This is a genomic window from Paenibacillus sp. B1-35, from assembly GCF_050474385.1.
Taxonomy (GTDB): domain Bacteria; phylum Bacillota; class Bacilli; order Paenibacillales; family Paenibacillaceae; genus Paenibacillus_B; species Paenibacillus_B alvei.
Map to the genome: position 1 here is coordinate 316,763 of NZ_JBCHVJ010000001.1, position 20,364 is coordinate 337,126.

Sequence of the window (20,364 nt, forward strand, 5' to 3'; positions counted from 1 at the left end):
GCGAAAATGATTATTTTTGACTCTAACTCAATTACAAAGTAAAGAAGAGTGATTCCTTAAGAATCGCTCTCTTTCTGCTTAGCTGAATTCGAACCTGTGACTTGTTCACAATCTGTAGATTGGCAGTCAATTAATATTAGCGCTGAATACGACGGCAACTACGTGATTTGCTAGCAAGCTTCCCAGCGTAAATCCGACATCTGGATTTAATGTTGGCTGTACAACTCCGTTGATTTAGGTATCGCCTACATTGGCATAACTTTTGTCAACACTCTTCACATTGCTCAGTCTGACAACATTCACCTTTGTCATCATTGTATTCGTTGTGGCGGATACTTGAATATCTCGTGCAATGCTTGGATAGCTAGGCGAACCTCACTTTGTTCAGGTTGGGGCATAATCTTCGTCTGCTCCCAATAGCCCATCTGGTTTATGTCATACTGATAATGATAGGATACAGCAAGATGCTTCAAGATATCGTGATGTAGCGTCAATGAAGTGAGATGCTCAGGAACGTGAATGGATAGCTCGACCGAAGCAGTTTGACCCATATGAAGGACGGGAAGCAAGAGCTGATTGGAAAGTAAACGAACAGTCCCCGAAGCTGCAAACATCGTGCTACAGGATGACATATTATACAGCTTTGCTTGGGCAGGCAGATTCAGTGCAAGATTATAAGCTGTACCTCCGCCCACATTCATAATTGTTAAGGTCAGGAGAGCATTTCTCTTATTCTGATGAGAAGACGCTGCAAACTGCGATGAGATTTGCAAAGCATGGTTGTGGAGATGAACATACACTACATTGCCGTAAGCGTTATGCAGCGAATTCACTTCATGAAGCTTTGTGTGACAGAAATACAGCACCTTAATTTGATTCCTTAACAGTGCTGAGAGAGGCGGGTCTACCATTTTTGCTTCGTGATATAAAATAACTGCTTCTCCAGGCTTCAAGCATTCCAAGCATAATTCGCTGAGATGCGAAGGAACACATTCATCATTGACGGAGGTTGGGATAGGCATGGATTCGGACAAGAACCGCTTCTGAGAGGCCATAAGATCCTGCACACAAAGGGACAACGCGTCCATCGTGCCGCAATTGTGAATGATCGTTCGGAAACGCAGGACATCGCCAATTGCTGCTACTGTCTTATCAACCGTCGTATGCACCTCAAGTTTACTATAATGGATCAATGTCATTACGCTGTTGCTGAATGCTTTATGGATTTTAGCTCGGACTGCTTGCGAATAGCTGTCGATCCGATAGAGTGCCGTCGCTGTATAGATGAAGCAATTCGACACTGGTGGCGTGTACACTTCAATCTCAAACCGTACAGTTACACTTTCGCCAGAATGGATACGTCCAATTTTGATCTGATGTGCAGATGTTGGAGCAAGATGGCGCATGTCATTTTGTTCGAATCGACATGCACGGATAAGTCTGGCTTCGGCAGGAAGCGGGAGCATGAGACTGACCTGTTCGGCTGAAGAATGTCCGATATTGCAGATTATGAGCGTGTATTGGTTAGGCTCGCCACATTTGACATCTTTATGTTTACCACTCAGTCGCATGATTAACTTAGCTGGTTGAATTCTGTTCTTGAGAAGCGGAATACAAGAATTGGACAGGAAAGGAATGGCTTGAATGAGGACAGGATTAGCCTTTGAAATCCCTTGCTTGCATCCGCAAAATTTGGGAATCCGATACTGATAGTCTACTTCTGATTGAATGATGAAGCTTTTCGTTCTCGGGATACCATTCACATGTATCCGGAAAGATATCAATACCGTTGTTCGAGGAAAAATAGAACCGATATAAAATCCCCGTATGGGACATACTTCAGGCCAATGCTCTCCATTTACATGTACAGATCCGCTAACGATTCGAAGTTCATCGGGTATTGCGGTCGAGAACCACACCTCATCAGCAGTTGCCGTACCTGCATTCGACACGGCCGCCTCAATGACGTGCTCTTTACCGAGCGTAATGTATCGGTGTGACGAGGCTGCATGGACGATTATGCGTCCATGGTAGATATAAGTATGAACGGTATTGCTGCAGGTTCGACGTTTCATTAGAGAAGGCTGATCATGCGAAGGATAGCAATATTCAGCATCTGCCACGTTCGCTAACCATCCTGTTACAGGAGCTTCTCTGACTAGGCAGCGATATGAAATGACACGGCTGCAGCCAGGGTGAAGCGTGCCGAGATGGAGTTCGAGTGCATTTCTGCATACATATGCCTTTCCGTCAATGCGAAGACTGCCTGATAAGAAGGTAAGGACATCTGGTAGCAAGTGGATAAAGTGAATATCCCTTAATGGAACAAGCGCCGTATTTCGCAAAATAAATGTAAATGACTGTTGTTCTCCCAGTTGTACGCATTCTCGATCCACACTCATGTACATGTCTAAAAGCGTGGCTTGTACCATAATGCATGCCGTATTCGATAGCTTCGTATCATATTTGATATGACCCCCGTTATGGAACATAGTGGAGTAGCTTACCCAGGAGGTATGGCAGATAAGCTGGTTTACAGCAATATCCATCACTTCGGCCAACAGGCTTACATATGTCTTGCCGCCGGGCATGATCCGATGCAGACGAAATCCGCAGATCGGATCAGCATACGGCGCAGGAGCGCCGTCAATACGGACACTTGATGGTATCCAACGCAGCTGAGAAGGCAGCGGGTCAGCAAACCATGCATGTTCTAGTGTCACATTCCCTTGATTGTCAAGGCGATGATATAAACGAATGATCTCTCCTGGCATGGCAAGGCGGGTATTCGCATATTTGTACAAACTGACGCGATGATAGCGAACATACGTCTTGGTTTTGTTGCTGTAAGTGGTTCCCGTATGTATCCGGCAAGAATCGTGCTGCGTATAGTTGTAGGTAATCTTAGCTTGATTGCTGATATATCCGGAGATCGGCCTTGTGGTAATCAATGCGGTGAAGGTAACCATAATCACCGTGCCTATCAATAATCGGCCTAATGGATAGCCGCGCGCAAGGTTGCAATATTTACAAGGGATACCATTCACCTTAACTGAGCCTGGTAAAATGCTAATTCCGTTATCAACCCTATCGCGCAGCTCTGTATTCGTTACGGTCACACGGCCTTCATTCGCAATACGAATCGTATATATCAGATGATCGCCTACATCAGCATATCTGTGATCTACCATTTTCGTTATGTAAATGTTGAGATCATCATGATTGTGGGCCAGGATCATATTGCTTGGTTGTGATGTCGTGATAGATGGTCGATTTGGAGCAATTTGATATCTGTACGGAATGATCGCCTGATTGCCTACGATCTGTGTGCCATGTATTTCAACGATCACAGGATTACTATCAATGGTAATTTGGGGCCCTCTATATTTGCTCGAACGATAGACACTATAGGTCAAATCAGCTTTTGTTTCAAGGCGGCCAGAAGACGGAACATGATGCAAGTTCAATTCATATTGGATGACCCGGGGAGTAAGATCATGGATATCTTCTATGCAAAAGCCAACTAAGGGATCCTCTGGTGAGATCGGCATCCCGTTGACTGTTAATGTGCCGGGAACATAGCAGCATTCATTGTCTGCGATAACTCGAAAGGATAAGTTAGCAAGTCTTCTGTTGCTGTTCGGCGTAATCGTTGTTGTAAATGAAATTCGATCCTGCCAATATGCTCTCGACATCGAACATTGCTGCGTTACGATCACATCGCATTCAGTCGAGGGAAAAGTGACCTCTACTTGATTGGACTGTACGCGAGTGCGATACATATTAGATGGAGATGCAGGATCATATGTGACGGAAGCAATGCATACCACCTGATCTTGTGAAAGCTTACTTTTTTGAACAGCAGCGGCAAAAGTAATCGTGACCGTTGCATCCTGCGCCAAAGAAGGTATGATGAGCATTCCGCTCTTGCAGTTAACCGACATGGAATTGTGACAACTGTCTTGGACACAAATATATGGCTCAAGCAGCGTTGCCCCTTCCGACAAATAGAGCGTCACATATATCCGTTCAGCTGCCCTGTCTCCAATATTGCACAGTTGGAGGGAATAGAACACGGTATCGCTAGGTTGAAGCTCCTCACTGCCCTTGTATCCCTCTATGTCCTTCAAGCTTGCCTGTATTATCGCTCCTGAGCAATCGAGCTGTACAGCTATCGTATAAAGTTCTGAATGAGCTGAATCATCTCGGGCAGATAACGCACATATCAGTTGATCTTGAATGTAAGTAGAGTCAGTACGATCGAGGGATAATTCATATTGCCGGAACCCAGCAGATCCCGGAAAAGGATCTGCCTCGCACATCTGTGAACATGCAGAGTAATAAGACCCTGCCTTTCCGACTAGGGACTGTACATTGCTCGCGCAAAACCACAGCTTTATATGGACATCACTGTATGGAAGATTGAACCCCAAAAAAATATGGGGATAAGATTTCTGTTGATGAATATGTTCGTGACCAGCGGCCAATTGAATGTATTGCAAGGGCAGGGAGAAATGTTTCATGATGACGTGCAATACCCATCCGCATTGAATCATTTCTTTGCAGTGGACCCATGAAGGAATATGTAAGGAATAAGCACCAGCTGTCCATTCTTTTATTCGAATTGTAACGTCTGCGGTACATATCAATTGAGTTGCTTGTCCTTTCGCAACGCAGGTCGAGCAGTCTTGTGCTGACAATTCATACTCACCCGAAGGAGCATGCAAAATGACTTTTGCTTCTTGCGCCCAATACACATGCTCTTTTTCCAATTGCTGTTCAAATGTCCCGTACCATGTGAGCTCTGCATGCAAGATGTCACATGCTGTGATCAGATCCAGTAATCCAACACGATCGGTCAAGCACTCCGAGGAGCCATTCACAAATTGACCTGCAATTGATATAGCCGCTGTATCTATCGTGGAAAATCGGGGGATAAGCGGCATTGTTCTGCCCTCCATTTTCATGGTATCTCTTATAGAGTGTATGAAAGGATTTGCAGGTTATAACCTTTCGCGCATACACTTCGGCATAAGAAATGGCATGCAATAGCAATAGACATGAGGCCTTAGGAAAATTGATTTTTTCGTGATGAAGAATGGTTTCAGTGGCACACTAAGGGAAATGAGGAAGGAAGTGAGTCATGAAATCGTATATACATGCTTTATTTGTATTGTTGATGCTGTTCGTATGGGCTGCACCCTCAAGCGGATGGACAAAAATACAGCCTTATACAGCTGCATTTATTCGTGACAATGACCTGTGGATTACGAGCGGAACACAAGAGAAGCGGATTACAACCGGGGAGTATATACGGAATCCGAAATGGTCCTTTGACGGGAAATGGGTCGCTTTCACGAAGGGGAAGGAACAACAGGAGGTGTGGGCATATCACACCGTTACAAAATCTCTTAGACGGATAGGAGAAGGAGAAAATGTGCAGTGGTCGCCCAAGTACAGCATCCTTGCCTTTCAGACAAATAATACGCTTCGGATAGCTAATGTGGATACACCCGCTACCCCAATTATTACAACGATTGCAGATCAAATCGGCAACTATGCATGGAATCCAAGCGGAAACGGATTGTTAGTATCTACACTCTCCAAGCTGCTGCCTAATGGGAAGTGGGAGGATATCTATTTATACAACATAAGGCTTGAAGCGGGATCAAGTGCGCCCAATAAAGAACTGCTGTACCGGATTTCAAATCAAACCGATGATTTCTTCGCCGTATTAACCAGTACATTCAAATGGTCGCCCGATGGGAAATGGATCGCTTTCATCGCGATACCGACTGCGTCGCTATCCGCTGACGACAATACACTGTGCTTGCTGTCTGCAGATGGGAAAACCTTCATTAAAATCGGTAATATGCTTCACAATACCAATTGGTTCAATTGGGCTCCGAAAAGCGATAAGCTGGCTTACATAGCAGGAGTGGGAAGAGAAGCGACAAGCAACAAGAAGCTTACCGTAGTCAAGGAGCCATTCCCTCTTAATCAGCGTTCTTATACACCTGATGGGAGGGTAGATACTGATTTCACATGGCGGGATAATCATACGATAATTGCCTCAAGAGCAACCGAAGCTCAATGGACGAGCAATCCCGATAAGAGGCCGCTGCCAGAACTCGTGTTCATCGATCTCGATACCGGAGTGCAAGCGAAGCTCACTGCTCCTCCCACTGGGTTTGGGGACTATTATCCGTTATTCGTGGAAGATGGCCGCAAGCTTTCATGGATCCGAACGGACCGATCTACAGCAGAAGTCCTGCTGTCTTCACCCGATGGCAAGCACATGCATGTATGGATTCCGGATTTAACGCTCGGTACCAATTATTATGAACGTTGGAACTGGAGTGAAGTGTTTCAACCTTACAACACCAGTACAAATTGATAAGATTGGAAAAGTGCTGCGCAGCATTATACATGCAACATTTTGGATCTAAGAATAGATTGTTTTGTTTCAATAAGCCGACATTCAAGAAGAATGAAGGCTTTTTTATATCGATTGAATGGTACATGAATGTCTCAAAAAGAGATAGGGAATGTGCATTGCCAGAAGAAAAGTTGAATCGTAGAATGATAACGTATAAGTGATAATGAGAATCGTTATTATAAGCGGACTCGATTCACAATACTTATTATTTATTTCATAGAGGTGAAGGATTCATGATCGGGGGAACATGGAAGAAATCAGCTTGGCTGATTGTATTGGTAGCGGCAGTATTGGGCTTATCCGCTTGCGGCTCAACAGGGGCTCCACAGACGAAAAAGGAGTCTTCCACAGCGGCTGAGGCAACGGATCATTCCACTGCCAAGAGCGAAGCGGAAACGAAGGACACAGATACCCGTGTAGTGAAGGACGAGTTCGGGAAAGTATCGATTCCTGCAAATCCGAAGCGTGTGATGGGAGTGTATTTGCAAGATTATATGACTGCCTTAGGCGTGAGACCAGTCATGCAATGGTACCATCCTAGCTGGGGGAAGCAGGATTATCTAGGACTGGATGTACCGGCATTTGATATTACCGGCAGCATGGAGGCATTGCTGGCAGCCAGCCCCGATCTCATCATCGTTGATGGTGGTGTGGATGCTGCGAAATACGCGCAATACTCCAGGATCGCTCCTACTTATCGGCTCCAGGAAGGGATATTGCAAAATCCCCTAGAAATCTTAAAAAAAGTTGCTGATTTGCTTAATATGAAGGAAAAAGGGGACAGTGTGCTTGCACAGTACAACCAAAAGATAACAGAGACGAAGGACAAGCTACAAAAAGCGGTTGGAAACGAGACAGTTGCCGTAATTCGTTTGAATGTAGGCGATAAAACGCTGGCTCTATTTGGGATCGAAAACCGCTATATCGGCAGCATATATAAGGAAATGGGGCTGACTCCACATCCACTGGCGAGGGATATGAAGGAATTCCACGCGATCTTGTTGGAAGAGAAGCTTCCGGATTTGAATGCAGATCATATCATTGTGTTCCCGTCTAATGGTACATGATTCTCGGAAGAGAATAAAGAAGCAGAAAAGCTGCTTGACAGTACACTGTGGAAAGGGCTGCCTGCCGTGCAAAATCATTGTGTGCATGAAGTGGATTTTTTGACATGGATGAATTATGGGGTCATTTCCAACAAGAAAAAAATTGATGATGTACTTACGCTGCTCACATAGACATCAGTATCATCAGATGAATAAGTAGTAGCTTTGAGTTCATGAAAATGCCCTACGATTCCTTGCTGCATTATTCAATTTAGATAACGGACATGGGACTGATGCTCTGGTACAATATATAAAGCAAGATAGAACTGGGAGTTGAAGCAATGAAGCCAATTACGATCTTAATCGCAGAGGATGAACCGGAAATTGCCGATCTCATTGCCCTGCACATTCAGAAGGAAGGATATAACTATATACAAGTATTAGATGGTCAAGCAGCCGTTCAAGCCGTTCGCAAGCATCCAATTGATTTGGCGATCTTGGACATTATGATGCCAAAGCTCGATGGATATGAAGTAACTCGTCAAATTCGAGAGCAGCATACCATTCCGATTATTTTCCTTAGCGCAAAAGATTCAGACCTCGATAAAATTACCGGCTTGGTAAGAGGAGCTGATGATTATATGACAAAGCCGTTCAATCCAATGGAATTGGTAGCGCGCGTCAATGCACAGCTGCGCCGTTCCATCCAGCTAAATCAGCCGACGACAGGAACAGGCAAAAACGTGCTGCAGGCAGGTGGTCTTGTTATACATGCTGAACAGCGTACCGTCAGTCTGTATGGGGAAGAAATCGAGCTGACGCCAAAAGAGTTTGATATTTTATACTTGTTAGCGAGTTCTCCCAAAAAGGTATACAGCTCAGAGCTTATTTTTCAACAGGTATGGGGAGAAGCCTACTATGAAGGCAGCAATACCGTTATGGTTCATATTCGTACCTTGCGCAAGAAGCTAAAGGAAGACAAGGCCAACAACAAGCTGATCAAAACGGTATGGGGGGTGGGCTATTCGTTCAATGGGTAAGCTGCTGAGAAGCTTTCGCTTCAAAATGATCTTGCTGCTGGCATGCAGCATGCTGTTATCTGGAATCATTACATATTCGCTTTTTAAAGCAATGCAGCTCTATTATCATACTACGAGATTGGAGGATCCGTTCACAGTCGTCCGATATTTTATGCGCGATGTGGGGGACATCTATTTTTTCTTAATTATTTACATCCCCCTTACCATAACGCTATTCTTTTTGTTCACGAGACGATATAGTGCTTACTTTCGAGAAATTTCAACAGGCATTCGCTATTTGGCTGACGGGGATTTTACGAGAGAAGTCCAAATAACTTCCAACGATGAATTTGAAGAAATCGCCCGCGATTTGAATCAAGCCAGCTTAAAGCTGCGAGGGGCTTTAGAAAGAGGAGACTTTGCCGAAAGAAGCAAGGATCAATTGATATTGAATTTGGCGCATGATCTGCGCACCCCGCTTACGTCTGTGATTGGATATTTGGACTTCATTCTTCGCGAAGAGGCACTGTCAGATGAACAGCGCAGGCACTTCACTGAAATTGCATTTGCCAAGTCGAAGAAGCTGGAGAAGCTGCTTGAGGAGCTGTTCGAATTGACCCGAACGAATTACGGGAAGCAGTCGATAAGCAAAAATCAAATTGACGTTGGCGAGCTCCTGATGCAATTGAATGAGGAGATGTATCCGGTCTATGAAAATCAGCAGCTTATTTCCAGAATGAGTATAGATCCTCACTTGACTGTGCTTGGTGATGGAGATATGCTGGCCCGCGTATTTGAAAATTTGCTGATGAACGCAACTCGCTATGGCAGTGACGGTAAGTATATCGATATCCATGCACGCTCAGAAGCAGGTGAGGTAGTCATTCAAGTTGTGAACTACGGCGCATATATCCCGCCTGAGAAGCTCCCTCACATTTTCGACATGTTTTATATCGGTGACGAATCCCGAACGCAGCGTGAAGGGAGCACGGGACTGGGCTTATTTATTGCAAAGAACATTGTTGAGCAGCATCATGGATCCATAACAGCGCAAAGTGACGTGATTTGTACAGAGTTCAAGGTGTGCCTGCCCATGTATATAGCTCCCTCTCATGAAGCAGGCTCCAATGAAGTTGCTTCTAAATAATCCAATTTAAGAAAAACTTTATTTTTACCACCACTTCTTTTTTATTCGTGTTCCTTATCCTGATTACAGGACAAGAGAAGACCTTAGAAATGAAGTGGTTTTTTTATGTCGAATGATGAAGAGTGCAGCTATGAAATAGGATGGGAATGATGATGAATCGGAAGATGAAAAAATGGTTTCGCAAAGATGCCGCTGCAGCCCTGTTATTTCTTTTGCCTAGTGGAATCGGATTCGCCATGTTCTACCTGATTCCATTCGGAATGGGAGTCATGTATTCGTTTCAGGACAATGCGGTCAATGATCAATTTGTCGGTCTTACAAATTATCGTGATCTGATGGCGAGCGATTCCTTTCGCAAGGCTGCCATACATACTTTTTATTTTACTGCGCTAAGTGTTCCGCTAATGATTGCACTTTCATTAGGCCTGGCTCTATTGCTGAACAAAAATGTATATCTGAGAAAAGGACTGCGGACAGCTTATGTATTGCCGCTTGTCGTACCAACGGTATCCATTATCTTAATTTGGCAGGTGCTTCTAGACTGGAATGGGTCGCTGAACGCCTGGCTTAGTGCCTTTTCCTTCGAGCGCGTGGATTGGATGAAGTCTGATGCCGCCCGAATAGCCGTCATTGTTGTCTTTATGTGGAAAAATATAGGGTATAACATGATTTTATTTCTGGCAGGTTTGCAGCAGATTCCGAATGATTATTATGAGACGGCAGCGATCGAGGGGGCGGGTCGCATGCGTATGTTTAGCAGTATAACGCTGGTTTATTTGACTCCGACGATGTTTTTCGTTGTACTGATGTCCATCATTAACTCATTTAAAGTATTTCGCGAAACATATCTTGTCGCGGGTGATTATCCGCATGACAGCATCTACATGCTGCAGCATTACATGAATAATATGTTCATGTCTCTTGACATTCAGAAGCTGACAGCGGCGGCAACCATAATGGCGGTCTGCATACTTTTCATTGTCCTGGCACTGTATGCGATCGAGCGTCGGTTCCGACAGTCAATGGAATAAGAATGGAGGGAGTGAGTTGCACACAACGCAAAATAAGCTTCGCGCATGTCTGTTAACGATCGTCATGACATGCATCGCAGTCATCATGCTAGCACCAATAGTGATAACATTCACAAATTCAATAATGACAGCGCAGGAAATTGAGCGGAACTACGTTTTAATCGGCAAGATGAATGATGCTGCCGTTCCACATTCGCATCAGTTTGCCAATTTGAAGCTATTACCGGATCAAGTGTCAGCAGAACAGTATCTCAACATTTTGATAAAAAGTCCGAAATACCTGTCCATGTTTTGGAATTCCGTATTTCTGGTTGTGCCGATCATTGCTGGGCAAACAGCAATAGCAGCACTGGCAGCTTATGCCTTCTCCAAGCTGCGATTTCGCGGCCGGGAAGCGATATTTTTAATATACCTGTTGACTATGCTTATGCCGTTCCAAGTAACGCTTGTACCAAATTATATTATGGCGGATCGGCTAGGCTTGCTCAATCATTCAAGCTCCATTATTTTACCGGGAATCTTCGCTGCATTTGGTGTGTTCATGCTCAGGCAGTTCATGCTTCATATTCCGTATGCCTACATTGAAGCTGCGAAAATAGACGGGGCCAGTCATATGCGGATATTTTTCACCATTATTTCGCCGCTGGTCAAGCCGGGAATCGCGGGACTTGTCATTCTGCTGTTCGTCGATTATTGGAACATGGTAGAGCAGCCGCTCATTTTTTTCAATGATCCATTGAAGCAGCCGTTGTCGGTCTATTTGTCCAAAATCAACGAAGGGGCAAAGGGCGTTGCATTTGCCGCCTCCATGCTTTACATGGCTCCTATGGTGCTGCTGTTTTTATATGCGGAATCATACTTCATCGAGGGCATTCAATTGTCCGGCATTAAAGGGTAGCTTTCAGAGTAGGAGGAATAGCGAGTGTCAGTTGCTGGGCTGCAAGAAGATAACCATGATCGCAAACGCAAGCAGGTTGTAAAGAGGATATCCATATTTTTAATAGTCGTGTTGGCTGTACTCACCTTGTTCAGCAACACATTTGAATCACTGATGCTGCCCAAAGTGATAACCGAAAAGGCAGTAAGCGGCAGTCTTGACCATAAGCTGGTTGGGGGCGGCATACTGCGTCCTATTTTAGAAGTCAAGTTGATGAATCCTGCTGGCTGGAAAGTAAGTAAGGTATTGGTGAAGGAAGGTGCGCAAGTCAGAAAAGGGCAGACTTTAGTAACTTACGACAGCATCACTGCAGAGCGTGAATTGCTGGACGAAAAGGCGAATTTAGAGAAGCAGCACATTGAGCTGCAAACCATTCAAGATCAGTTTATTGCTTCTTCTACCGTAGATAGGGATGAGATGAAGCTCCGAAGCGCATCCCGAGATATACATACACGCAAGCTGGATATCGAGATTCAAACACGTAAAGTGAATGAACGAAGCAGACAATTGGCGAAGCAGAATCGTATTGCTGCCCCATTCGATGGGATCGTCACCAAAATTCATGCTGTTGAAGGATTGGCATCTGCAGGTGAGCCTGATGTTGTGGTTTCTAACAGCAGCGGCGGTTACTTTTTCGAACTTACAATGGATGCAGCGCGCTCGACAAACCTTGCTTTAACGATTGGCGACATCGTGCAAACTGAAGTACAGGTCACCCAACAGACTAAGAAACAGTCACGTCAGCTTGATGCTACGATAACGGAAATAAAGGATACGGCGGTAAGCTCTAACGATCCAGTCGCAGCGGGGAGCAGCGCGGGGGAGATATCTGTCCCACAGGTATATAAGATTGTTCGTCTTAAAATTACAGACAAGAGCTTGAGAGGCGGTGAAGAAGCACGAATTACGTTGATGAAGCGATCTCACCAAGAAGGAATTATCATATCCAATCAAGCGATTCATCGCGATCGGGAAGGAACGTATGTTTACGTCGTGGATGAACAGATGGGCCTGCTTGGCAATGCATTCACTGCACGCAAGGCCCTCGTTACGATTTTGGAAAGCAACGACAAGGTCACATTGGTTCAGCCTGACGGCATTTACGAGCAGGAACTGATTATTATGAATAGCAGTGAACCTATACAAAATGGCAACCGAGTTCGATTGCAATAATTTGCAATATGTCTGATGTCGAAAAAAGAAAGAGGAGGAGATAGCGGTGAAAAAACGACTACTGATAGTGTTGGCTTGTATGGCGCTATTGACAATGACAATGGCTTGCGGCTCTAGGGAGCAAGGGGAAAAGCCGAAAAAAACAAAGGATGGAAAGACGATCGTTACGATGTCAATGATGGGCACGGATTCGTTCTATAAGGCCGCTGTCAAAAAATTCGAACAAAAAAATCCGGACATTGAAGTGCAGCTACACATATATAAACAACCGAATGAAAAATGGGAGGAGAATGATCACGACAAATATGTGCAGAAGATAAACACAGAGCTGTTGGCTGGAAGCGGAGCAGATATTTTAGAGGTAGCGAGTCTGCCTGTCGGGAAATATGTAAATAAAAAGTTGTTCGTCAATTTGAACGAGTTCATAGATAAAGAGGAACTCCTGCAAAAAGGGGATTTATACCCCAATATTATTAATTCGATGAAAATCAACGATGGACTATACTCAATGCCGCTTACCTTTTACATGTTATGTTTTATTGGCGATGGAAATGTATTGAAGAAGGCTAATGTTCAGGTCGATGACAAGAATTGGACATGGCAGCAATTCGAACAAGTGGCTCAGCAATTGAAACAACATTCAAGTGATGATGGGGGGATCCGTTATGCATTGGCCAACTACCCGCCAGAGGATCTGCTGCTAGAGATCGTTAGCAGTCGATATGCGGAGTTTGTTGATAGTCGCATTCAAAAAGCAAGCTTCGATGCACCGCGCTTTATCGAACTGATGGAGCAAATCAAGAGCATGTATGATCATCAAGTTGTTACATCGAAGGAGGCGGAAATCGGCAAGCAGCTATTCTATTCCACTATGCTGATGTCTTCAGCTGACTTTGTCGAATGGCCGCATACTTTATATTCCAATCCAGTACTGATGCATCGGCCGCATACAGCAGAGCAGGACAGCGGCGTTAATTTTTATGCCCCCTATCAGCTTGCTATTTCAGCCAAGTCGCAAGTTCAGGAGGAGGCATGGAGATTCCTATCCTTTTTAGCATCCGAAGAAGCGCAATCCATGCAGGAGAGACGCGGGTTCTCCGTACTTGCCTCGGTGAATGAGAAGAAGTTCAGCGATGTACAAAGTAAAGTGAACAGTGGGGCATTCAAGCTAGAATCGGGAAAAACCGTTAAGGTGGCTGATGGGTATTTTGCCAAGGCCAAGCAGCTTCTGGCAGCAGCAAATGGCTACTCATCTGGCGATGACAAGTTGTTCTCAATTGTTAAGGAAGAATCGAAGTCGTATTTCAGCGGTCGAAAGTCAGCACAGGAAGCAGCAAAATTAATTCAGAACCGTGTGACCACCTATTTGAATGAATAATGAAGCGGAGAGAGGGGCAGCTATACGCTCCTCTCTTTTGATTGTGATTCATCGCAGTAACATCCATACATGAGAAGGTGAACTACATGCTCGTCGTATTTTTAGCCTCCGAACAAGCTTCCTTCATGAATGGCAGTAATCTTCGGGTTGACGGTGGATCGGTTGCGAGCATGTAACCAGTGAAAGGGAATCACGGTTTTTGACACTAACCTTGATGTAAGTACCTGAACTAAAAGTGCGTACTTACAATTTGATAGTGATCATCTTATACTCAAGAGGCACACCTATCTAAGGAGGTCAAATCGTTGAAAACTCTTGTAATCGTAACACACCCAAACCTTGAAACTTCCGTTGTCAACAAGCGCTTGGCAGAGGAACTTAAAAAGCATCCAGACAAATATACAGTTCACGAATTGTATAAGGCATATCCTGATGGCAACATCGATGTGCAGCAAGAACAACAGTTGATAGAGTCGCACGGGAATCTTGTATTGCAGTTTCCGATTTATTGGTTTAACTGTCCGCCGCTGCTAAAAAAATGGCTGGATGAGGTTTTCACGTATGGATGGGCTTATGGTTCAAACGGTGGAGACAAATTAAAAAATCGAAAAGCTGCATTGGCTGTGTCTGCTGGCATTAAAAAAGAGGATATTGAGGATGAGGGGAAATATCGTTATTCACTTGCACAAATTTTATCCCCATTTGAAATGAGCTTTCAATACTGTAAAGCAGAATATCGCTCATTCTATGCGTTTTACGGGGCAGAAAATGACCCTTCCGAAAGCAAGTTGGAACAAAGTGCTCTTGAATATGTGAATTTCATTGACAACCTGTAAGCAGTAATTTCTATTAGCAAAATATATAGTTTTCGTTGTGGTCGGCTAGGGATAGGATTAAAGTGAAAATGCGAATGTAAAGAAGACGAGGTGCTTGCTCCTCGTCTTTTGTGATTTTCCCTATTGTAATGCCTTTTATAAATCGTCATCACTAACAAGCATTTCGCTATTCTTCATCTTCATCTTCATCTTCATCGTCTTCATCGTCGAGATCGAGCTCCTCGCTGACATCTTCTTCATCATCGTCGAGATCGAGCTCCTCGCTGACACCTTCATCATTAACGTCGATATCGGGCTCTTCACTGACATCTTCATCATCAACGTCGATATCGAGCTCTTCACTGACATCTTCATCATCGTCTTCATCTTCATCGTCTTCATCTTCATCGTCTTCATTGTCGTCGTCATCGTAATCATCTTCATCATCTTCATCGTCGTCATCGTCATTGTCCAAATCTATGCTAGTCTTATCTCCATTCTCAAACTCGATCTCGATATCATCAACTTGTTCCCAGTCGATGTTTTCTAGAAAAGAATTAAGGTCGTTGCCTTCATCAGTATTGTACTCGACTTTCTCTCCGTCAACATATTCGATTTCGATGCTATCAATATCCGCTAACTCTTTGATCTTGTTCACATATTCATTCTTACTCACTCGGATCCATCCTCTCTAGATTGGATTAGTAACATTATGAACGTTCCTTCTATTTTATGTTTATATTTTAGGAAGGTATGGACAAATGAAACCGCTGTTGCGTGGAATTTTGACTATTTCTCTGTAGTTCAGATGGCAACCGTATATTTTCTCTATGAAGCTCCAGATGCCCTTACTAGGAAGAGTAGTCAGTCATATAGTGGTATATGGTTTTAACTAATAAAGGAGCGAGCATAATGAAGGGGTTAATCCTCAGTGCTGGCAAGGGTTCTCGGGTACAACCATTTTCCTTTACGACCCCCAAACCTTTGCTTCCCGTTGCAAATATTCCGCTTCTCTATTACTGCATCGGTAACCTTGTAGAAGTTGGGATTCAAGAAATAGGAATTGTGATCCAACCTGGACACCATACGTTATTTGCGGAACAGTTAGGACGAGGGGAACGTTGGGGAGTGGAAATAACGTATATATACCAACATATACCGCTAGGAATTGCCGATGCAGTTAGGCAGGCAGAAAGCTATATTGGCTTGAACGATTTTGTACTTATGCTTGGAGATAATCTAATTACCGAATCATTGGCAGGTCTCTGTGAAAGCGTTCTGCGAAAAAGGCACGACGCATGTATGCTGTTAGGAGAGGTAGCTCAACCGCAGGATTATGGAATTGTAGAAATATGCGATGATCAAGTAAAAGGGCTGGAAGAGAAGCCCGAGAATCCAAAATCGAATTTAGCGTCGCTTGGGGCATATGTGTTTACTTCTAACATATTCGAGGCAGTTCGTTCTATATCTCCGTCAGCGCGGGGAGAGTATGAGATTACACATGCTATTCAGTGGTTGATAGACCAAGGATATTCGATTGGTTATACGATTACGGATAAAAACCATACAGACATCGGAACGATAGGACGATGGTTAGAGGCGAACCATTGGGTACTGGATGATATCGGGGATGATAATCTTCGTGAATTGCACTTCCAGTATCCGGGATGTCGACTGATCCCGCCGGTTGTAATCGATCCGACCAGTGAATTGAAGGATTGCATCATTGGTCCCTATGTAACTGTCGGACCTAGAGCCAAGATCAGTCACTGCAGCATCAAGAACAGCATTGTGCTGCAGGATGTCAGCATTACAAATGCACAACTCAACAATGTGATCGCGAATCAACATGATATCGCTTCACCGTCGAGGGGGTGAATAGCATCGATATTTTGGTCATAGGTCTTGGATATGTCGGAACAACTACTGCTCTTGCTTTTGCTGAAAGTGGATGGAAAATTACTGGATTCGACACGGATCATCTCAAGCTCTGCTCCTTGGAGAAGGGAGAACTCCCCTTCTATGAGCCAGGCCTAGAAGAGCTGCTGCAAAATCATGCACAGCAGGGGAACATCAGGTTTGTTAGGGATGTAAAGCAAGCTATTGAAAATCATCAAATCTTTTTTATTTGTGTGGGCACACCGTCTCGAGAAGATGGAAGTGCTGATTTATCATATATACAACGGGCAGCAGAATGGATTGGCGAATATATGCAAGAACACAAAGTCATTGTTGTGAAAAGCACGGTGCCAGTAGGAACTCAGAAAAAAGTCGCAGCATGGATTGGCAGCAAACAAAGGAAACCAATATCATTTGATGTCGTATCTAACCCCGAATTCCTCCGGGAAGGCAGTGCACTTCATGACGCGCTTCATCCGGATCGAATTATTCTTGGTACCGATTCGCAAGTTGCGGCTGATGTTGTAAGCAGCCTTTATCGGACTTACACGGGGCCTATAATCCGGACACAACCCTCTACAGCAGAGCTTATCAAATATGCCTCCAATGCTTTTCTAGCGACTAAGATTTCTTATATGAATGAACTAGCCAGATTGTGTGATCAATGTGGTGTATCGATTTCTGATGTTGCACAAGGTATGGGGCTAGATCCCCGAATCGGTTCTTCTTTCTTGCGAGCAGGCATCGGATACGGAGGCTCGTGCTTCCCCAAAGACGTTAACGCATTGCTAAGCACAGCGGAGCAGTATGGCACTCATCTAAGCTTGCTAGAGAAAGTAGTACAAATTAATCAGAGCCAAGTTTCATATTTTCTAACGAAGCTGACAGCCAAGCTCGGTACACTTGAAGGAAAAAGGATAGCGATCCTCGGACTAGCTTTCAAGCCGGGAACGGATGACATAAGAGAGGCGCCTTCACTTGCTATCATTACTCAATTATTGAACAGTGGTGCCATCGTTAGCGTTCACGATCCCGTTGCTAAACTTCCTTTCAACGATCCAGCAGCTCGGTTGACTCAATATTCCCATATTTCAGATGCGCTGCAGAATACGGAAGCAGTCATCATTTGCACAGAATGGCCGATATATGAAGCGATGAATTGGAAAGAGGCCATTGATGTCATGCAAACTCCAATTCTGCTGGATGGCAGGAATATGCTGAAGGCAGCCGAGATGATAGAGTTCGGATACGATTATCTAGGAGTGGGCGGGCACAAATAGAGAGAAAAATAGAAGATTATTTTAAGCAATAGATAGGGAGGTGAGCACACAAATATGTATGTCTTGGTGACGGGAGCTGCTGGATTCATCGGCTCCCATCTGTGTGAACGACTGCTCCAGGACGAAAATGTACATGTAATTGGCGTTGATGGCTATATTGATTCATCAACACCGCGGCATCATAGGGAATGTAATCTCGACTCGCTGCGGAATCATTCAAGATTTACCTTTCACGAAGCAAATCTTTTAGAATCCAACAACGAATTGCTGCTGAAGGATGTTGATGTAGTGTGCCACTTAGCAGGCATGCCAGGAGTGAGATCAAGCTGGGGATCAGATTTTTATCATTATGCCTCTCATAATATCGTGGTAACACAGCGATTATTGGAAGCTTGCAAGTCGAACCCCGTTCGCAAATTTATTTATGCCTCGACATCATCTGTGTATGGAGAAAAAAACGGGAGAGTCGATGAAAGTGCAGTCACTGAGCCTTTGTCGCCTTATGGCGTCAGCAAATTGACCGGGGAGAACCTCTGTCGGGTATATTTGCACAATGACGGCATTCCGGTCACGGTGCTTCGCTTTTTCACTGTATATGGACCCAGACAACGTCCAGATATGGCCTTTCACCGCTTTATTCGTCAACTGATTCACGGTGAACCGATAAGCTTATATGGAGATGGCAGCCAAACTCGCGACTTTACCTATGTGTCTGATTGTGTAGAGGGGGTTGCAGCCGCCGTTCATGCGAACGGGATTCTAGGGGAAACCTTGAACATCGGTGGCAAGCAGCGCGCCTCCATATTGGAATGTATTGATTTTCTACAGAAGCTGATTCCACATAAGGTTCAGATTCAGTATATGGGCAATACCTATGGGGAGCCAAGTCATACATGGGCTGATATAAGCAAGGCGCAGAAGCTTCTTGGTTACAATCCGCAGGTAGATTTGCTTGCAGGGCTTGAGCAGGAAGTTGCATCGCTTCGACAAGTATATGGTTTATAGGTAAGAAGTGGCGTCGAAGATATCGACGCCACTCTTGATCAAAAGCAGTGACTCAGCTCCATACCTCCAATATTTCTTGGGCGACACGCTGCCATATGAACTGTTTCTCTGCAATTCGTCTTCCTCTTAACCCCATCTGTTTGCATTCTTCCATATTCGAAAGAAGATGGTTCAGCTTATCCGCATATTCGATCGGATTCTCGGGATCTTCAATCAGAAGCCCATTATTATGAAGAACTACTTCTGGATTACCACCGCGTGAAGTTGTGAGAAATGGAAGGCCTGCTGCCATCGCTTCATAATGTACTCTCGCCAACGGCTCATTCCATATTGAGGTACAAACGAATATATCCGCTGCACAAAACCATCGATGTACTTCGTTCGCCTGCACATATCCGGTCGTAATAACTGGAATAGGGGAGCGGGCCGCAATTGCTCTTACATATCCAATATAATCACTGACTTTATTATCGCTGTACCATGCACCGCCAACAATAACTAGCACGGCATCCGAATGTTTCAGATGCGACATCGCACGTACAAGCACGTGGGGCCCTTTTTTTCGAGATAGTCTTCCGACAAATAAAATGACTTTTTTTGAAGAAAGCTGATGCTCTGCGCGAAGGCTGTTGCGAGTATTGCGAGCATAATCGGACTCGACCCATGGTGCGAACAGAGAGGTGTCTGCTGCCGAATATATGGTTCGTATTTTTGTTGCGGCGTGAGGATGATATCTGCATATTTCCTGTCCAATATATTTGCTGATTGTAATAATGGTTTCCGTCTGTTCTACAACGGCTTTTCCTTCTTCCGGATGAATTTTGCCGGGGTGGAACATGTCATTGTGCATACTTAAGATGATTCGTGAATGAGGTGCTACACTCCGCACGGGGAGGACCAAGCGTGGGCGATTAAAGATATGAATTAGATCGTACTTCTCTCCATGCTGAGTGAGAAATCGAATAACTCCTTCGGCATAAAGCTCGAACAATCCCTCTGAAGGAAGACGTACATAACGAATTCCTTCAGCGACCTCAACATCAGGAAGCTCCGGATCTGATCGACCGAGTATCGTAAGGTGGTGCTTCCGGCTCAACAAAGAAGCTACTCCTCCGATATAAGTTTGAATGGCGCCGCCCCTTATATTCGGGACAGGAAGCTTCTCCGTACAGATCATTAATATGTTCATGCCGTA

The 20,364-nt window shown here is 44.5% G+C and carries 15 protein-coding genes; 12 read left to right on the forward strand and 3 right to left on the reverse strand.

The genetic code is table 11. The annotated features are described in order from the left end of the window. Nucleotides 1-311: 311 nt before the first annotated feature. Entirely contained in the window at nt 312-4,961 is a 4,650-nt protein-coding gene (locus tag ACQ5BJ_RS01545; RefSeq protein ID WP_430108023.1) for a hypothetical protein, read from the reverse strand. Between the two features lie 182 nt (nt 4,962-5,143). Here ACQ5BJ_RS01545 and ACQ5BJ_RS01550 point away from each other — a divergent pair, with 182 nt between their 5' ends. From ACQ5BJ_RS01550 to ACQ5BJ_RS01590, 9 genes are all read left to right on the forward strand, one after another. Then, nucleotides 5,144-6,397, forward strand: a complete 1,254-nt coding sequence (locus tag ACQ5BJ_RS01550; RefSeq protein WP_005549258.1) for a PD40 domain-containing protein — start codon at nt 5,144-5,146, stop codon at nt 6,395-6,397. Nucleotides 6,398-6,672: 275 nt separating this feature from the next. Continuing rightward, complete coding sequence (locus ACQ5BJ_RS01555) at nt 6,673-7,506, forward strand: ABC transporter substrate-binding protein (RefSeq protein ID WP_430108025.1); 834 nt, start codon at nt 6,673-6,675, stop codon at nt 7,504-7,506. Nucleotides 7,507-7,826: 320 nt separating this feature from the next. Continuing rightward, nucleotides 7,827-8,525, forward strand: a complete 699-nt coding sequence (locus ACQ5BJ_RS01560; protein ID WP_005549254.1) for a response regulator transcription factor — start codon at nt 7,827-7,829, stop codon at nt 8,523-8,525. Next, nucleotides 8,518-9,651: an ATP-binding protein gene (locus ACQ5BJ_RS01565; protein WP_430108027.1), complete on the forward strand. Its 1,134-nt coding sequence runs from the start codon at nt 8,518-8,520 to the stop codon at nt 9,649-9,651. Before ACQ5BJ_RS01560 ends, ACQ5BJ_RS01565 begins: the two co-directional genes overlap by 8 nt. A 164-nt stretch (nt 9,652-9,815) precedes the next feature. Then, the gene (locus ACQ5BJ_RS01570; protein ID WP_430108029.1) at nt 9,816-10,682 is read left to right on the forward strand and encodes a carbohydrate ABC transporter permease; all 867 of its coding nucleotides are present in this window, start codon (nt 9,816-9,818) and stop codon (nt 10,680-10,682) included. A gap of 64 nt (nt 10,683-10,746) precedes the next feature. Further along, nucleotides 10,747-11,580, forward strand: a complete 834-nt coding sequence (locus ACQ5BJ_RS01575; RefSeq protein WP_430109398.1) for a carbohydrate ABC transporter permease — start codon at nt 10,747-10,749, stop codon at nt 11,578-11,580. A 24-nt stretch (nt 11,581-11,604) separates the two neighbouring features. Further along, the gene (locus tag ACQ5BJ_RS01580) at nt 11,605-12,792 is read left to right on the forward strand and encodes an efflux RND transporter periplasmic adaptor subunit (protein ID WP_430108031.1); all 1,188 of its coding nucleotides are present in this window, start codon (nt 11,605-11,607) and stop codon (nt 12,790-12,792) included. Between the two features lie 46 nt (nt 12,793-12,838). After that, nucleotides 12,839-14,170: an ABC transporter substrate-binding protein gene (locus ACQ5BJ_RS01585; RefSeq protein WP_268600321.1), complete on the forward strand. Its 1,332-nt coding sequence runs from the start codon at nt 12,839-12,841 to the stop codon at nt 14,168-14,170. Nucleotides 14,171-14,475: 305 nt separating this feature from the next. Further along, nucleotides 14,476-15,006 carry an NAD(P)H-dependent oxidoreductase gene (locus ACQ5BJ_RS01590; protein WP_268600322.1) on the forward strand — a complete coding sequence of 177 codons (531 nt, stop codon included), beginning with the start codon at nt 14,476-14,478 and terminating at the stop codon, nt 15,004-15,006. Between the two features lie 166 nt (nt 15,007-15,172). Here the strand turns inward: ACQ5BJ_RS01590 and ACQ5BJ_RS01595 are convergent, their stop codons facing one another. Then, nucleotides 15,173-15,661: a hypothetical protein gene (locus tag ACQ5BJ_RS01595; protein ID WP_430108034.1), complete on the reverse strand. Its 489-nt coding sequence runs from the start codon at nt 15,659-15,661 to the stop codon at nt 15,173-15,175. Nucleotides 15,662-15,897: 236 nt separating this feature from the next. On the opposite strand from ACQ5BJ_RS01595, the gene ACQ5BJ_RS01600 reads away from it, so the two are divergent. From ACQ5BJ_RS01600 to ACQ5BJ_RS01610, 3 genes are read left to right on the forward strand one after another with little or no spacing between them, the layout of a single operon-like run. Further along, nucleotides 15,898-16,863 carry a sugar phosphate nucleotidyltransferase gene (locus tag ACQ5BJ_RS01600; protein ID WP_430108035.1) on the forward strand — a complete coding sequence of 322 codons (966 nt, stop codon included), beginning with the start codon at nt 15,898-15,900 and terminating at the stop codon, nt 16,861-16,863. Continuing rightward, nucleotides 16,860-18,164: a UDP-glucose dehydrogenase family protein gene (locus ACQ5BJ_RS01605; RefSeq protein WP_309145460.1), complete on the forward strand. Its 1,305-nt coding sequence runs from the start codon at nt 16,860-16,862 to the stop codon at nt 18,162-18,164. Before ACQ5BJ_RS01600 ends, ACQ5BJ_RS01605 begins: the two co-directional genes overlap by 4 nt. 54 nt (nt 18,165-18,218) lie before the next feature. Further along, complete coding sequence (locus ACQ5BJ_RS01610) at nt 18,219-19,169, forward strand: NAD-dependent epimerase/dehydratase family protein (protein ID WP_289355407.1); 951 nt, start codon at nt 18,219-18,221, stop codon at nt 19,167-19,169. A gap of 52 nt (nt 19,170-19,221) precedes the next feature. Here ACQ5BJ_RS01610 and ACQ5BJ_RS01615 read toward each other — a convergent pair whose 3' ends face one another. Next, nucleotides 19,222-20,358 (reverse strand): glycosyltransferase family 4 protein, encoded by a 1,137-nt coding sequence (locus ACQ5BJ_RS01615; RefSeq protein WP_268600324.1) that lies wholly within the window; start codon nt 20,356-20,358, stop codon nt 19,222-19,224. Nucleotides 20,359-20,364: the final 6 nt, after the last annotated feature.

Coding starts and splice junctions, on each gene's coding strand:
- ACQ5BJ_RS01565 (WP_430108027.1), top strand. CDS start 8,518: ATGGGTAAGCTGCTGAGAAGCTTTCGCTTCAAAATGATCTTGCTGCTG.
- ACQ5BJ_RS01570 (WP_430108029.1), top strand. CDS start 9,816: ATGAAAAAATGGTTTCGCAAAGATGCCGCTGCAGCCCTGTTATTTCTT.
- ACQ5BJ_RS01555 (WP_430108025.1), top strand. CDS start 6,673: ATGATCGGGGGAACATGGAAGAAATCAGCTTGGCTGATTGTATTGGTA.
- ACQ5BJ_RS01550 (WP_005549258.1), top strand. CDS start 5,144: ATGAAATCGTATATACATGCTTTATTTGTATTGTTGATGCTGTTCGTA.
- ACQ5BJ_RS01610 (WP_289355407.1), top strand. CDS start 18,219: ATGTATGTCTTGGTGACGGGAGCTGCTGGATTCATCGGCTCCCATCTG.
- ACQ5BJ_RS01545 (WP_430108023.1), bottom strand. CDS start 4,961: ATGGAGGGCAGAACAATGCCGCTTATCCCCCGATTTTCCACGATAGAT.
- ACQ5BJ_RS01560 (WP_005549254.1), top strand. CDS start 7,827: ATGAAGCCAATTACGATCTTAATCGCAGAGGATGAACCGGAAATTGCC.
- ACQ5BJ_RS01575 (WP_430109398.1), top strand. CDS start 10,747: ATGACATGCATCGCAGTCATCATGCTAGCACCAATAGTGATAACATTC.
- ACQ5BJ_RS01615 (WP_268600324.1), bottom strand. CDS start 20,358: ATGAACATATTAATGATCTGTACGGAGAAGCTTCCTGTCCCGAATATA.
- ACQ5BJ_RS01600 (WP_430108035.1), top strand. CDS start 15,898: ATGAAGGGGTTAATCCTCAGTGCTGGCAAGGGTTCTCGGGTACAACCA.